This window comes from Paraburkholderia sp. JHI869, assembly GCF_038900775.1.
In the GTDB taxonomy this organism is placed as follows: domain Bacteria; phylum Pseudomonadota; class Gammaproteobacteria; order Burkholderiales; family Burkholderiaceae; genus Paraburkholderia.
Map to the genome: position 1 here is coordinate 1 of NZ_JAYMSC010000042.1, position 15,263 is coordinate 15,263.

Genomic DNA, 15,263 nt, shown 5'->3' on the forward strand with positions numbered 1-15,263 from the left:
GAAACAGCTCCACGCCGATGATAGTGCGGATTGCCCGTGTGAAAGTAGGTAATCGTCAGGCTCCTTATGCTGTAACGTCCAGAACCCCGGTGTCTCCGAAAGAGAACCGGGGTTCTGGCGTTTGGGCCTGGCAATTTATGGTGCTAACCAGGTCCCGCGCCATTTCCCTTCTTCGAACACGAGACTGGCCCGCATATGCCCCGCGGGATTCAGATCGAGGTAGTCGATTCTCGATACAGTCACATCAATCAGGCAGAAGTTTTCGAATCCGGCCGATGGGTCGATATCTCCGGCGGGCGTAGTTGCATGTGCCTCAGCGGGGGACGCAACCGGCGTGGCCGGCGCAAGCGGCGTGCGATAGACGATCAGCGTCCGAGGCCTGCTCGAGTTCCAGACCGCTCTCGTCTCTGCAGGCGCCTCGACGATTCTCGCAACGCCATGCAGGCGCATTTGAATCCCTGCATCGAGATCGCAGCCGACGAGCGATATGCGCGCGTCGCGCCTCAATTCGGCCACCTTCGTCGACCGCACGTCGGTATGAAACATGACTGAACGGCGCTCGCGAGAGACACGGCGCAACACGACGGTCCGCACCGCGGGTGCGCCGTCGAGCGCGATCGTCGCGGCCTGCAGCATCGTGAAGGGCGAGCGCTCCTTTCCTGCATTCGCGCCCGCATGCAGATGTGCCCAGACCGCGTCGACGATCTGATCCATATGTGCCGTGTTACAGACCACGCACGATACCGCCATCGACACGGATGTTTTGCCCCGTGATGTACCCCGCGGCATCCGACAACAGGAACGCGACCGTTTGCGCGATCTCCTGTGTCTTTCCGAAGCGGCCAAGCGGAATGCGTGCAACGATCTCGGGCGTTTCGGGCCAGCTATCGATAAATCCCGGCAGCACGGAGTTGATCCGAATGTTGTCTTTGGCGTAGCGGTCAGCGTAAAGACGTGTGAACGAACTCAACGCGGCGCGTAGCGCAGAAGAAACGGGCATGGCCTGCTCGGGCGCATCGGCGGCAAAGCTCGAAATATTCACCACCGCGCCGCCGCCTTGCTCGAGAAACGCAGGCGTCACGCGACGCAGCACGCGAGCGACGTTGAGCACGATGAGATCGAGCCCGAGGTGCCACTGTTCGTCTGCGACAGAAAGCAGATCGCCCTTCGGCGGATGCCCCGTGTTGTTCACCACAGCGTCGATACGGCCGTACTTCTCCAGCGTTTCACGAACGAATCGGTCGATACAGTCCGGCTCGGTTACCGAGCCCGTGAAGCCGAATCCGCCGAGTTCTTTGGCCAGTTCGGCGGCGCTGCCGGAAGGCGACATCAGCGCCAGACGATAGCCGCTGGCTGCCAGCTCACGCGCGATCGCCGCGCCCATACCCTTGCCGGCCGCCGTGACGAGTGCTACTTTTTCTACAGCCATGTTGCTCTCTCCTTGAATGGATTCAGCGTGCCAGAGCAGCGCTGCATGGGATTTCGTGTAGAAACTGTATGGCGTTATGATTTGATTGTCGAATGATGTTTCTTATAGTCTGACAATAAAATTTCTACTGCCTCGCTATTGAATCGCTGCCGCCCTCGTGCTGGCTTTTTCACTAGCCAATATACGCGTTGAAGCACTCATTGAAGCCCCGCCACCTGCCGCCGCTGAATGCGCTACGCGCGTTCGACGCATCCGCCCGGCACCTCAATTTCCGCCTCGCGTCCGAGGAACTCGGCGTGACGCAAGGCGCGGTCGCGCAACAGGTGCGGCTGCTGGAGGAAGCCCTGAATTTGCCCCTGTTCGCAAGGGGGCCGCGGGGTCTCGCTCTCACGACCGAGGGGCATACTTACTTCGCTGCCGTACAACGGGCGCTCACGATCATCGCTGACGCGACGCAGGCGTTGAACCGGCGCACGACCTCCCTCACGATCAGCACGACGCCGTCATTCGCTTCGAAATGGCTGATACCCAGGCTAGCAGAGTTTGGCGAGCAACACCCGGAAGTCGACGTCCGGATTATTGCTGATGCGGCGCTGTGCAACTTCAGGTCCGATGGCGTCGATATCGCGGTTCGGCTAGCCAAGCCACCGTTCGCGAAAGGTCTCGTCAGCGACCTGCTATTTCCGCTGCAGGTGTTCGCCGTAGCCAGCCCGCAACTGCTCAAGCCTGCTTACCCGGTGCGCACGATCGCGGACCTGCAGAACTATGTGCTGCTCCACGATTCTCATGACCTGTGGCCGGAGTTCTTCAACGCCCTCGGCTGCACAAACGAACTCGGCATGCTGAAAGGGCCGCGCTTCAGCCAGTCGTCGCTCGCCATCGATGCCGCCATTGCGGGGCAGGGCATTGCGTTGACGAGCGAGCATCTCGTCGAGCGCGATATCGCGGCCGGAAGGCTGCAACGCTTGTTCGACTTTTCGTTGCCGCTGTCGCTTGGCTATTACGTTGTCCTTCCGCAGGCCAGCGTTCGATGGGAGACGAGCCAGAAGCTGCGCGCGTGGCTGCTGGCCCAATTCAAGTCCGCTTCGAAGGCGGCTCCAATGGGGCGTTGAAGCGGCCGGTCGCGGTCAGCAAGTTCTGCGCCAACATTTGCATTGCAGCGCAGCGCAACGCCCCACCGTGACGCAGTCCATGCGCACGCATTCATCGTTCGATCACCGTGCCGGTGCATAATGACTGAACCGCCGATGCAGTCGATGACTATCCGCCAAGGAGTTCGTCATGCTAGCGAGGAACGAAGAATTCGTCGCCCATCTGCTCTCCGACGTCATGGAATTCGCTCGGGCGCGCTTGCCCGAGCCTACGTTCCAGATCGTCGAGCCCTTCCTGCGGCACTACTACGATTTCGCCGACGCCGAAGATCTGCGTAGCCGCAGCATCGCCGACCTGTACGGCGCCGCCATGGCGCACTGGCGAACGGCGCAGCGCTTCGTGCCGGGCAGCGAGCGCATGCAGGTCTACAACCCGATCCTCGAACAGCACGGCTGGCATTCGGACCACACGGTCATCGAAATCGTGAACGACGACATGCCATTTCTCGTCGATTCCGTTTCCATGGCCGTCAACCGCCTGGGGCTCGCGCTGCATTCCGCGCTGCACCCCGTATTCCGCATCTGGCGCGGCAAGGACGGCACGATAGAGCGCGTGGACGAGGGCGGCGCCAGCGCCGGCGACGGGCAGTCGCAACTCGCCTCGTTCATCCATTTCGAAGTGGACCGCTGCGGCGACGCAGCAAAGCTCGACGAATTGCGCAGCGACATCGTCAAGGTGCTTGGCGACGTGCGGGCGTCCGTAGAAGACTGGCCGAACTTGCTCGAGGCCGCGCGCACCACCATCAAGACGATGAAAGCGCGCGAAACGAGCGCAGAGGACGTCGAAGCGCGCGCCTTTCTCGAATGGATGGTGGCCGACCATTTCACCTTCCTCGGCCAGCGCGATTACGCGCTGGTTGCGCACGACGGCGGCTACGCGCTGCGCGGCGTGGAAGGCTCGGGCCTCGGCATTCTGCGCGAATCGCTGCGCGCGGCGGGCGCGCCCGACATCACGCCGTTGCCTCCCGCGGCCGTGGAGATCATCAGCGGCGCATGGCCCATTTTCCTGACGAAAGCGAACTCGCGCGCCACGGTGCACCGGCCCGGCTATCTCGACTATGTGGGCGTGAAGCTCGTCGGCGCGGACGGCAAGGTGTGCGGCGAGCGCCGCTTCGTAGGCCTCTACACTTCGACCGCCTATATGGTGTCCACCGCCGAAATCCCGATCGTGCGGCGCAAATGCGCCAATATCGTACGGCGCGCGGGCTTTCTGCCCAAAGGCCATCTCGGCAAATCGCTGGTGACCGTGCTCGAAACCTATCCGCGCGACGAGTTGTTGCAGGCGAGCGAGGACGAGCTTTTCGACATCGCGCTCGGCGTGCTGCGCTTGCAGGAACATCAGCGCACGCGTCTATTCGTGCGGCGCGACCGCTTCAACCGCTTCGTGTCGTGCCTCGTGTACGTCTCGCGTGACAAGTACAACACCGATTTGCGGCGGCGCATTGCAAACCTGCTCGTGGAGGCGTTCAACGGCGTATCCGTGGAGTTCACGCCGCTGCTATCGGAGTCGGCGATTGCGCGGATTCATTTCGTCGTGCACGCCGAGCCCGGCTCGATGCCCGAAGTCGACACGAACGAGCTGGAAGCGCGGCTCGTGCAGGTCACGCGCCGCTGGCAGGACGACCTGGCCGACGCGCTGCTCGACGCATTCGGCGAAGAGCAGGGCACGCGTCTGCTGCATCGCTACGCGGATTCGTTTCCGCCCGGTTATCGCGACGACTATCCGGCGCGCACGGCGGTACGCGACATCGAGCTGATCGAGCGAGTGCAGGGCACGCAGCACATCGCGATGAATCTGTACCGGCCCATTGAGGCGGGGCCGCGTACGTTCCGCTTCAAGGTGTATTGCGCGGGCGAAGCCATCGCGCTCTCGCGCAGCCTGCCAATGCTCGAACACCTCGGCGTGCGCGTGGACGAAGAGCGGCCCTACGTGATCGAGGCGCCGTCCTGCGAGCCCGCCTGGGTCCACGATTTCGGCCTCGAACTCGCGGACGACGCCGAATTCGACATCGAACGCGTGAAGGGCCTGTTCGAAGACGCGTTCGAAAGCGTCTGGAACGCACGCATCGAAAATGACGATTTCAACCGGCTCGTGCTGCGCGCCTACCTGAGCGCGCGCGAAGTCACGATCCTGCGCGCCTATGCGAAGTATCTGCGCCAGGTGGGCTCGACCTTCAGCGACGCCTATATCGAGCGCGCGCTGACCGGCAATCCTGCAATCGCACGCCAGTTCGTCGAACTATTCGTACTCCGATTCGATCCACGCGATTCACAGGCGCGGGAAGAACGCACGGCGCTCATGCTCAAAGCCATTGAAAGCGCATTGGATCAGGTACCCAATCTCGACGAAGACCGTATCCTGCGGCAGTTCCTCGGCGTGATCAACGCAACGGTGCGCACGAACTATTTCCGCCGCGAGGCCAATGGGGGTGAGCGGCCCTCGCTCTCTTTCAAATTCGATCCGTCGAAAGTGCCAGGCCTGCCCGAACCCAAGCCGATGTTCGAGATCTGGGTCTACTCGCCGCGCGTGGAGGGCGTGCATTTGCGCGGCGGACGCGTCGCGCGTGGCGGCCTGCGCTGGTCGGATCGCCGCGAAGACTTCCGCACCGAAGTGCTCGGCCTCATGAAGGCGCAGATGGTGAAGAACGTCGTGATCGTGCCGGTGGGATCGAAGGGCGGCTTCGTCGTGAAGAACCCGCCGCCGGCGAGCGACCGTGAAGCGTGGATGCGCGAAGGCGTGGCGTGTTATCAAACCTTCCTGCGCGGCCTGCTCGATCTCACCGACAACCTCGTGAACAACGCGATCGTGCCGCCACCCGATGTCGTGCGCCACGATCCCGACGACCCGTATCTCGTCGTGGCCGCCGACAAGGGCACGGCCACGTTCTCCGACTACGCGAACGCGATTTCCGCTGAATACGGCTTCTGGCTCGACGACGCTTTCGCCTCCGGCGGCTCGGTGGGCTACGACCACAAGAAAATGGCGATCACGGCGCGTGGCGCATGGGAGTCGGTCAAGCGGCACTTCCGCGAAATGGGCGTGGATACGCAGGCCACCGATTTCACCGTGGTCGGCATCGGCGACATGTCGGGCGACGTGTTCGGCAACGGCATGCTGCTCTCGCCGCATATCAAGCTCGTCGCGGCCTTCGATCATCGCCATATATTCCTCGACCCCAATCCCGATACGGCCGTGAGCCTCGCGGAGCGCACGCGGATGTTCGGGCTCGAACGCTCGAGCTGGGCCGACTACGATCCCGCCACGATATCGGCGGGTGGCGGTGTGTTTGCGCGCACCATGAAGACGATCCCGCTCTCGGCCGCGGTGCGAACGGCGCTCGGCATCGAGGCGGCAGCGCTCTCGCCAACCGAGTTGATTCGCGCGATCTTGCTGGCGAACGTCGATTTGCTCTATAACGGTGGCATTGGCACTTATGTGAAAGCCGCGCGCGAGACCAACGCACAAGTCGGCGACAAAGCCAACGACGCGGTGCGCGTGAACGGCTCCGAACTGCGTTGCAAGGTCGTGGGCGAGGGCGGCAATCTCGGCGTCACGCAACTCGGGCGCATCGAATTCGCGCAGCACGGCGGCCATATCAATACCGATGCGATCGACAACTCAGCAGGCGTAGATTGTTCGGACCACGAAGTCAACATCAAGATTCTGCTCGGACTGGTGGTGGCCGACGGCGAAATGACGACGAAGCAGCGCAACACCTTGCTCGCGGAAATGACTGACGAAGTCGGCCTGCTGGTGCTGAGCGACAACTACTACCAGACGCAGGCGCTTTCTATTGCGGGCCGCTACGCGGTGGAATTGCTCGATGCCGAAACGCGCCTCATGCGCTGGCTCGAACGCGCCGGACGTCTGAATCGTCATATCGAATTCCTGCCGACCGACGACGAAATCGTCGAACGCCAGGCCGCGAAACTCGGGCTCACCTCACCAGAGCGCGCCGTGCTGCTCGCGTACAGCAAGATGTGGCTCTACGATGCGTTGCTCGACTCGTCGGTGCCGGAAGATCCGCTCGTCGCGGACCTGCTGATCGACTACTTCCCGCAGCCGCTGCAGCAGCGCTTTAGCGAACCCATGCATCGGCATCCGCTGCGCCGCGAAATTCTGGCGACGCATCTGACGAACGCGCTCGTGAACCGCGTGGGCTGCGCTTTCGTGCACCGTTTGATGGAGGAAACCGACGCCCAGCCCGGCGAAATCGTGCGCGCGTGCATCATGGCGCGCGACGTATTCGGCCTCAACGATATCTGGCGCGCCATCGACGCACTCGATAACCGCGTGCCCGACGACGTGCAGGCGCGCATGTTCGTCGACATCGCGCGGCTCCTCGAACGCGCGGCGCTATGGTTCCTGCGGCATCTGCAGGCGGGCGCGGTGGGTGACGACGGTGTGAGCACGCTGCTGGCGCGTTGCCGCGACGCCGCGCAGCGCCTCGCGCCGCAATTGCCGACGCTGCTGCCCGAAGCGGATCTCGAAGCGCTCTCGGCGCGCCAGGATGAGCTCGTGAAGGCGGGTGTTGAAAACGCGCTCGCGCTGCGCGTGGCGAGCGGAGATATTTCGGTAGCACTGCTGGACATCGCCGATGTGGCGGCCGCGTGCGACCGGCCGCTCGAGCGCGTTGCTGCAGCGTACTTTGCCTTGGGCACACGGCTCAATTACGGCTGGATCGGCGAGCGCGCAGCGACGCTGCCCACGCCGACGCATTGGGACACCATGGCGCGCGCGGCGGCGCTCGCCGAGGTGGCGCACCTCAAGCGCGCCCTGACCACGAGCGTGCTGGCGCAAGGCTCCGACTCAGCAGACGCGCAAACACTCGTGGACGCATGGTGCGCACAGCACGAGGCAGCACTGGGACGCTATGCGCAGTTGCTAACGGAGCTGCGTGCTACGAGCGGCGTGAGTCTTTCCGTGCTGCTCGTGATCGTGAGGGCGATGGCGGCGCTCGAAAGGGCGTGAGGACTCGAACGGCGATAACGCAAGCGGCGGCTCACGCGGCGGCCGCTTCAGTCACCGCCTGGGTGCTTGCCACGGCCGCTGCATGCTCGCGAATCAGCCGATAGACCGTCTCGCCGGGCACCGTCTCGGACTCGAGCAACTGATCGGCGATCGCGCGCAGCACCGGCTCGTTCGCACGCAGCAACGCGAAGCACGCGTCGTTGAGCTCGTGCAGCAGCCCGTTCGCGTGTTCGATCGCATTCTTCAACTGCAAACCCGCGACCTGCTGCGGCAGCGCCGCGAGGCTGAACAGATTGCCATCCGCGTTGAAGCCGTGCTTCGACACCATGTCGAGGCTGATACGCGAAGCCTCTTGCAGATCCTGCGCCGCGCCGCTCGATGCTTCGCTGAACATGAGCAGTTCCGCGTTGCGCCCGCCCAGCAGCACCTGGATCTCGTTGCGCATTTCCGTCTCGCGATACAGGTACTTGTCCTGCATTTTCGTGATCAGCGCGACGCCCAACGCGCCGCCGCGCGGCAAAATCGTCACTTCTTCGAGCACGCCGGTGCCGAGGAGGGCGGCGACGAGGCCGTGTCCCGCTTCATGGATCGCAATGCGCGTGCGTTCGTCGTCCGAAAGCGCGCGCTCGGCGCCGTTGACGTCGCCAATACGCGCAATCTTGATCGCCTCGAGAAAATCCACCGCGGCCACTTCCTGCTTGCCGGCCTTGCGCGCAACGAGACCCGCCTGATTCACGATCATCGAGAGCGTGGCCGGCGAAAGGCCGGTGGTCAGGCGCGCGAGCTGGTTGAAATCGATGTCGTCGGCTTTCGTCTTCAGATTGCCGGCGTAGAAGCGCAAAATTTCGGCGCGATCCTCGAGATCGGGCAGACGCACCTGCACCGTGCGATCGAAACGGCCGGGGCGGCGCAGCGCTTCGTCGAGATTGTCCGGGTGATTGGTCGCGGCAACGATGATCACGCCTTCGTTCGATTCGAACCCATCCATCTCCGCGAGCAACTGGTTGATGATGCGGTTGCTTTCCGCCTCGACCGGGCCGCCGCCCGTATCGGTGCGCTTGCCGAGCCCGTCCGCTTCGTCGATGAAGATGACCGTGGGCGCGTTCTTGCGCGCGAGTTCGAACAGGCGCTTGACCTTCTGAATGCCCACGCCGTAGTACTTCGCGCTGAAATAGCTGCCGGTGATGGCGATGAAGTTCGCGCCGCATTCGCCGGCAAGCGCCTGTGCGAGGCGCGTCTTGCCAACGCCTGGGCCACCCGTCATCAGCACGCCGCATGGTGCGCGCACGCCCATGCCCGTGAACTGCGCCGGCTCCGTGAGCCACGCGCGCACGTCGGCGAGCGCGGCTTTCGCTTCGCCTGCGCCGATCACGTCGTCGAAGCGCAACGTAGGCGACTCGCCGAGCAATTGCGCGCCGCCGCCCATTTCGCGGCGCATGAACCAGAACAGGCCGCCAAGCATCAGCACGGGAAGCAGCAGACTGAGCGCGTCGCGCAGGCGGTCGAGCGCTTCGGTCCAGCGCGCGGCGCCGACGCGCACATCGGCGTGCGGCAACCAGACAAGCTGCCAGGGCGGCGTGGCGCCCGGCTTCAGATCGCCGAGCAGAAGGGCGTTCGAAAACGCGCCGTTATGATCGGCGACATAATATTTTTCACCCTTGAGTGTCGAGACGAGAATCGCTTCGCGGCTCACGCCGATTGCGGCGACATCGCGGTCGTGAATATCGCGCAGCAATTCCGAGGCATCTTTCTCACGCTTCGTCCATGGCGATGCGTCGTGCCGCATTTCGCTCGCGACACCGGTAAGCGCCGCAGGCTGGGAGCGCGCAAGATCCGCTTCGTGCTGCCAGTAGTAAAAGCCAGCCGCAGCCGCGAGTGCGGCCGCGCCTGCACCCAACGCCACGTATCGGCCAAAGCGTGACCACCGCGAATTCCTTGCCGGTTTCATCAATCCATTCCTGTCTGGCGCCGCCGTGACGACGCCAGAAAATCTATCGTGGGACTGGAGGCGCTCAGGCGTCTCGCCTTGCGTAGTCCCTGGATATTCAGGAATACGAAAACGACCCTTTTAATCGCGCTGCTCCTTTGGAATTATGCCTGCGTTGTGCGCTGCGCGAAAAAGGGGATTGGCGGATAAATACCTTTTAATCCGATGATTTAGCGTGGTTTCCGTCGAGCACGGCGGTCGCCCGGAAAGGATATGCGACTAACGGTTTGTCGCGACTCTCCCCAGAAACGGGCAAAGCCCGCACAGTCCCTATCTCCCGACAGGGAAGTTGCGCTCGCCGATCGGTTTGACGCATCGATGAGTCTGCAGCGGTCAGAGACATCACAGCCATGTCGGAGACCGCGCAAAAGCGGAGCCTGGCATCGGTTCCTTGTAGAAGCGCGACCGCGCCACGCTTCAGAACACCTGCCTGATCCCGAGGTTGACCGCTGTGGTCGTCCCAGCCGGCGCGAACAGCGTATTTGCCGACGAGAGCCCTTCGCCCGCCACGAGCCCTAGCCGCGCATTGCCGTCGTTGTGCACGACGCCCACCTGCGCGTAGACCGTCGTACGTTTTGAAAGCGAATACGCTGCGCCGATCGAACCGAGCACGGCGTGACTGGATGAGTCGTTGCGGTTGGTCATGTACCACGCCCCGCCGTTCATATCGAGCGCAGGCGTCACGAAGTAGTCCAGTCCGCCGCCGTACAGGTTGTTGCTCGGGCCGCCACTCACACGAAAGCTTGTGAAGGAGGCCTTCGCCGTCAAGCTGCCGAACCGGTACGAAGCGCCGAGTATGCGGCCTTCGAACGGCACGGCCGTGGGCGGCACGGTATCGGCAGCCGGGCTCGCGTTGCTGTCGAAATACGCCGCCTCGACCATCAGGTTCTCCCACTGCCACTTGAGGCTTGCGGATACCTGCTTGCCCGCCTGGAAGTTGCCCGGCACGTTGCCGAATGCGTAGAGCACGCTGGCCTGCAGCCCGTAGAACACAGGGCTCGTGTACGAGACGGCGTTGCGCGTGAAGATGCCGGTGGCGGCCACGTTGTTCAGCCATGGCAGGAGCGAGCTGGCCGTCATCGAAAGACGCGGGTCGAGGTCGTAGAGCGCGAAGAAGAAGGGCGAGAACTGCAAGCCGAGCTTCATGTCGCCCAAGCGGCTGCTCAGGCCTACCCATGCCTGGCGGCCGAACAGGTTGCCGTTAGAGTCGTTGAACCCGCCGGTGCCCATATTCATACCGCTTTCCAGCGCGAAGTTAGCCTTGAGTCCGCCGCCAAGGTCTTCGGTTCCCTTCAGCCCGAAAACTGAAGGCGACATTCCACTGTCGCCGAAGCCGAAGAATTTCCCGCCGTTCGTGCCGGTGGCGGGGTTCAGGGTCTTGCTCAAATACAGCACGCTGGCGTCGAGCACGCCGTAAAGCGTAACGCTGCTCTGAGCGTGCGCCGCTGCAGCGAGCGACATACCAGTTGCGATAGCCGCGGCATTGCACGAGAAGCGAAAGCGATCCATCTGTCTCCTCCGGGGAGCGTATTGAAATTTGGCAATGGGACGGCGTTGTTTCCGCGGTTTCCGGATCAGGAGCGCGAGCGTTCTGCTCCGCTCGGCGCGGTTGGCATGTTGCTCCGGGTCCGGATTTGTTATATTGGTGTACTAAGCAATGAGGTGGGCAGGCTTGCGAGTAGGAAAGTCAAGCGGCGGCGCGCACGCGCTCAACCTGCGTGCCAGGCGCTCCGGCATGCACGCAGCAGAGCCTGAAGTCGAAGTCGATCAGCGCGAACTCGCCCTCTATGCCGAACGGTTTGCCGTCGCCTGCGCTGTGGCGCTCGACTTCGGGCACGAGTCCGTCGCGCGTGGCGAACGCAAAGTCGTCCCAGAGATGCGGGTCGCCGTCGATGTTGATCTGCGTGGTCAGCTTGCGATGGTTGGGCGCGGAAACGAAGAAGTGGATATGCGCGGGCCGGTGGCCGTGTCGCCCAAGTTGGTCGAGCAACTGCTGTGTCTTGCCCGCGGGCGGCACGCTATAGCCGACTGGCACGATACTGCGAAAGCTGTAGCGGCCTTCGGCGTCGGTGCGGATCGTCGCACGCAAGTGGAACTGCGGTTGCGATGGATCGAAGTATGAGTAGTTGCCGAGATGATTCGCGTGCCACACTTCGACCAGCGCGCCCACAACGGGCTGGCCGTTTTCGCCGAGTACGCGTCCGCGCATGAGCAGCGTTTCTCCGGGGCACGAGCCGTCGTCGAGCCGTGCGTGTCCCATGCTTTCCGGGGCACCCGCCACATAGAGTGGCCCCTCGATCGTGCGCGGCGTGCCGCCTTCGAGCCCCAGCTTCGTCTCGGCCTCGTCGAGCCGCACGTCGAGGAAGTGCTCGAAGCCAAGGCCGGCCGCGATGAGACCCAATTCGGGCGCGGCTTCGGCCAGATAGTTGAGCGCAGTCCAGAACTCGCTGGGCGTGACGTCGAAGTCCTCGATCGTATAGAAGAGGTCGCGCACGATGCGGTCGCATATGGCTTTTGTGCGCGGGTTTGCGGCGCCGGCAGTGGGTTCGCTGATTTGCGCGAGCAACGTGTCGATGGCCTGACGATTCATGATGGCGTCTCCTTGAGTGGATGGGCTTCAAATAGACTTGAAAAGCGGGCTGCGTGCCGCGCCCTGTGCGCCGTCCGCATGCGTGAGGAACTTCTCCGTGTAGATGTCGCGTTCGAACAGCTGTCCTTGCATCAGCGTGCGGATTGCCGCTTCGATCATCACCGGCGGCCCGCAGAGATACGCCTTGTGGCCGCGAAAGTCGCCCGCGAAGTGCTCGCGCGCCGCGTCGTGAACATAGCCGCGAAAGCCGTCCCAGTTCGAATCGGCGGGCTCGTCGGAGAGCGCGGGCACATAGGTAAAGTTCGCATGGCGCTCGGTAAGCGCCATGAACGCCTCGTGGTAGTAGAGTTCGGTGCTGCTGCGCGCGCCGTAGAGCAGGGTGATGGGGCGCGTGTCGCCTTGCGCAAGCAGATCGAGCAGCATCGAGCGCGGACTCGAGAGCCCCGAGCCGCCCGCGATCAGGATGATGGGCTGCGGGTCGGAAGCGCGCACGAAGAAGCGGCCGAATGGCCCGGAGAAACGCAGCGTATCGCCCACATTCAGTTGCTCGTGCAACCATGTCGTGCCCCGTCCGCCGGGCACGAGGCGCACGTTGAGTTCGATGCGCGCCGCGCTTCCTGGCTCGCCCGCGAGCGAGAACGCGCGCGGCATGCTTTCGCCCGGTATCTGCACGTTCACGTACTGGCCCGCCTGAAACGCAATGCCTTCATCGTCCAACTCGACGAAAATGCCCTTGATGGTCGGCGTGAGATCGACGACCTCGGCCACGCGGCCCACATGGTCGCGCACCGCAAAATGGCGCGCGTCCGGGTCTTCGTCGATATCGGCTTCGATCGTCACGTCCGACTGCACGCGTGCGCAGCAGGCAAGGCACTTGCCTTCGTCGCGCTCGAAATCCATGAGCGCGAAGGGCGAGGCCTCGCCGTGCTCGATCTCGCCGTCCACCACCTGCACCTTGCAGGTGGCGCACAGGCCGTGACAGCATGCATGCGGCAGCCACACGCCCGCGCGCAGGCATGCGTCGAGCAGCGTCTGGTCCTCTTCGATCTCGATCGTCTGGCCAATCGGTTCGATGGTCAATTGATAGCTCATGATGCTTGCCTCCCTTCCTAGCTGTGCGAGCCGCCGATGCCTGTGAGTCCCGGCGTGCGCAGGCGCAGCAACGCCTTGTGGCCAAGATCGTTGTCGACGAGGCTCGCGTTGAAGTCAGGCGTGAAGCGCTCGCGCGAGCGGAACCATTCGACGTTTTCAATCTGCACCGAAGGCCAGTCGGGATGCATGCCGTACATCGCCGGGATCACCTCCCGGGCGAGCGCGCCGAACGTCATGCCAGGTGCGACGGCGATGCAATGCGGCGCGCAGAACATGAGGTGATCCTCCCAGCCCACGTACAGCAACTGGTTGCCGTGGAAGTTCTCCACGCGGTCGCGCATCTCTCCTGTGTAGCCTTCGTTCAATGCGACTACTGCCATGATGTGTCTCCTTCAATGGTTGTCCGGGGCGTCACGCCTCATGCATCAGGCGGCGCGGCGCTCGGGCTGGTCTTCCGGCGCGGCATCGATTGCGGTTTCGCCGCCGTACGCCGGCTTGCCGGTCCAGCGCTGCCAGTTCGCGCAATCGGGCGAGTCCTCGAATTCGTGGCCGTCCGCGCCCGCTTCGATGTGGTAGTAGCGCAGCACCTCTCGCATGGGATCGAAGTCCGGCGCGGTGGGATCGACATCGGCCTCGAAACAGTTGCCCTGGTAGATCTGGTGCACGGGCAGCCACGACTGCACGTATTTTTCGGGCTCGTTGTCGAAGATGTCCTTGCAGCCGTCCGAGCAGAAGTGAAACTTGTTGCCGAGATAATCGCTTTCGCGGTAGCAGATTTTCGTCGGGTCGTCGGGCTCGGTGAAGGCCATCGGAATCTGGCACACCTGGCACAGCATGGGCAGCGAGTTGTTGTAGAAGCGCTTGCCTTCCTGCTGCTGGCGCCGCCAGTATTCGTAGCGCGGGCGATAAAGCTTGTCGAAGGTCGCGGGATACTTCTGCGCGAGCCAGTCCATTTCGCCGTCGGTGGGAATCCACGTGTGCATGGCCGCGGCGTGCGTGTAGTTGTAGAAGATGCCCCATGCTTCGTGCGAGAGACGGTCCTTCTCTTTCGTCGCTACGTCGTGATACTTCGGCAGGCGAATGCCGTAGCGCTCCAGGTCGTGAAAGAGCGCGCCGCCGTTCTGCTCGAAGTAGGTTTCCCACGCTTCCTGCCATGACATGATGCGCTTGGGCAGCATGTAGTCCATCATCATCGCAACGAGCGTGAGGAGCCGATAGCCGCGCCAGAACCATTTGTCGATCCACTTCTGGATGATCGGCACGTTGCCCGGGTCCTGCTCGAGCAGGAACTTCACGACTTCGAGGCCCAGCGTCATATGGCGCGATTCGTCCGATTGCGCCGAAAAGCCGAACGTGACCGTCGCCATGTCGCCGTTGAACGCAGCGCCCGACATGAACGGCATGAAAAGCAGGTTGGTGAGCACATATTCGAAGGAAAACGAAATAGCGGTGACGAATTCGAACGGCCCGGCGCTCATGGCGTCTTCGAAATAGGACTTGGGCACGGACAAATACCAGACGCGATCGTGCATGTGCCTGAAATCGTGAAAGCCGTTGAAGAACTTGTTGTACTGGCTGATGGTGTGGACCTGGGTCTGGGCGTGACGCAGTTCGTCGATCGCCTGCATCTGGCAGGCGATGCGCGCGCCCGCGCCGCGGAAGTTGCGGCCCGCGAGCGCAAAGCCGCGATGCGCCGCATATTCAAGCGGGCTCACACCGGTGAGAAAAAGCTTGAGCGCGTTGATATAGCGCGGATCGGTGACGTTGAACTGGCCGTTGTTCTGCTGGAAGGCGTCGATGATCGCGTAGAGCTTGCGTTCCTTTTCACCCTGATATTTCCAGTAGGCATCCATCGTGAGGCGGAACGGGTCTTCCCAGCGGTCCCAGTCATGGACCTTGATGCCCTCGAACCGGTCATACGGGAAGATCGTATCCATCGGCTGGTACGTGCTTTCCCACGCGAGGCCGCGTGTGAGCATTGCATAGTTATCCTTAATACTGAGTTTTTTCGACGTGCTCGTGGGCGTGCTCATTGTCAGTCT

At 62.9% G+C, this 15,263-nt stretch carries 10 protein-coding genes; 2 read left to right on the forward strand and 8 right to left on the reverse strand.

Translation table 11 applies throughout. From position 1 onward, the window contains the following. Window positions 1-135: 135 nt before the first annotated feature. Both VSR72_RS39030 and VSR72_RS39035 read right to left on the reverse strand, forming a co-directional pair. Window positions 136-714 (reverse strand): pyridoxamine 5'-phosphate oxidase family protein, encoded by a 579-nt coding sequence (locus VSR72_RS39030; RefSeq protein ID WP_342957543.1) that lies wholly within the window; start codon window positions 712-714, stop codon window positions 136-138. A 10-nt stretch (window positions 715-724) separates the two neighbouring features. Then, a complete protein-coding gene (locus VSR72_RS39035) occupies window positions 725-1,429 on the reverse strand; it encodes an SDR family oxidoreductase (RefSeq protein WP_342957544.1) in 705 nt (234 codons plus the stop codon). Window positions 1,430-1,629: 200 nt separating this feature from the next. On the opposite strand from VSR72_RS39035, the gene gcvA reads away from it, so the two are divergent. Continuing rightward, entirely contained in the window at window positions 1,630-2,541 is a 912-nt protein-coding gene (gene gcvA, locus VSR72_RS39040) for a transcriptional regulator GcvA (RefSeq protein WP_342957545.1), read from the forward strand. 169 nt (window positions 2,542-2,710) lie between these two features. Beyond that, window positions 2,711-7,552: an NAD-glutamate dehydrogenase gene (locus tag VSR72_RS39045; RefSeq protein WP_342957546.1), complete on the forward strand. Its 4,842-nt coding sequence runs from the start codon at window positions 2,711-2,713 to the stop codon at window positions 7,550-7,552. Between the two features lie 31 nt (window positions 7,553-7,583). Here the strand turns inward: VSR72_RS39045 and VSR72_RS39050 are convergent, their stop codons facing one another. The 6 genes from VSR72_RS39050 to VSR72_RS39075 form a co-directional block, all read right to left on the reverse strand. After that, the gene (locus VSR72_RS39050) at window positions 7,584-9,500 is read right to left on the reverse strand and encodes an AAA family ATPase (RefSeq protein ID WP_342957547.1); all 1,917 of its coding nucleotides are present in this window, start codon (window positions 9,498-9,500) and stop codon (window positions 7,584-7,586) included. 456 nt (window positions 9,501-9,956) lie between these two features. Further along, window positions 9,957-11,048 (reverse strand): porin, encoded by a 1,092-nt coding sequence (locus VSR72_RS39055; RefSeq protein ID WP_342957548.1) that lies wholly within the window; start codon window positions 11,046-11,048, stop codon window positions 9,957-9,959. Window positions 11,049-11,226: 178 nt separating this feature from the next. Then, on the reverse strand, window positions 11,227-12,129 hold the full coding sequence (gene catA, locus VSR72_RS39060; RefSeq protein WP_342957549.1) for a catechol 1,2-dioxygenase: 903 nt from the start codon (window positions 12,127-12,129) through the stop codon (window positions 11,227-11,229). A 27-nt stretch (window positions 12,130-12,156) separates the two neighbouring features. Then, window positions 12,157-13,221, reverse strand: a complete 1,065-nt coding sequence (locus VSR72_RS39065; protein WP_342957550.1) for a phenol 2-monooxygenase domain-containing protein — start codon at window positions 13,219-13,221, stop codon at window positions 12,157-12,159. A 17-nt stretch (window positions 13,222-13,238) separates the two neighbouring features. After that, window positions 13,239-13,601, reverse strand: coding sequence for a phenol hydroxylase subunit P4 (locus VSR72_RS39070; RefSeq protein ID WP_342957551.1), 363 nt, complete (start codon window positions 13,599-13,601; stop codon window positions 13,239-13,241). A 45-nt stretch (window positions 13,602-13,646) separates the two neighbouring features. Next, complete coding sequence (locus VSR72_RS39075) at window positions 13,647-15,254, reverse strand: aromatic/alkene/methane monooxygenase hydroxylase/oxygenase subunit alpha (RefSeq protein ID WP_342957552.1); 1,608 nt, start codon at window positions 15,252-15,254, stop codon at window positions 13,647-13,649. Window positions 15,255-15,263: the final 9 nt, after the last annotated feature.

Excerpts from the sequence above, each read along its gene's own strand:
- VSR72_RS39030 (WP_342957543.1), bottom strand. The coding sequence starts at position 714 with ATGGATCAGATCGTCGACGCGGTCTGGGCACATCTGCATGCGGGCGCG.
- VSR72_RS39035 (WP_342957544.1), bottom strand. The coding sequence starts at position 1,429 with ATGGCTGTAGAAAAAGTAGCACTCGTCACGGCGGCCGGCAAGGGTATG.
- VSR72_RS39045 (WP_342957546.1), top strand. The coding sequence starts at position 2,711 with ATGCTAGCGAGGAACGAAGAATTCGTCGCCCATCTGCTCTCCGACGTC.
- VSR72_RS39050 (WP_342957547.1), bottom strand. The coding sequence starts at position 9,500 with ATGAAACCGGCAAGGAATTCGCGGTGGTCACGCTTTGGCCGATACGTG.
- VSR72_RS39055 (WP_342957548.1), bottom strand. The coding sequence starts at position 11,048 with ATGGATCGCTTTCGCTTCTCGTGCAATGCCGCGGCTATCGCAACTGGT.
- catA (WP_342957549.1), bottom strand. The coding sequence starts at position 12,129 with ATGAATCGTCAGGCCATCGACACGTTGCTCGCGCAAATCAGCGAACCC.
- VSR72_RS39065 (WP_342957550.1), bottom strand. The coding sequence starts at position 13,221 with ATGAGCTATCAATTGACCATCGAACCGATTGGCCAGACGATCGAGATC.
- VSR72_RS39070 (WP_342957551.1), bottom strand. The coding sequence starts at position 13,601 with ATGGCAGTAGTCGCATTGAACGAAGGCTACACAGGAGAGATGCGCGAC.
- VSR72_RS39075 (WP_342957552.1), bottom strand. The coding sequence starts at position 15,254 with ATGAGCACGCCCACGAGCACGTCGAAAAAACTCAGTATTAAGGATAAC.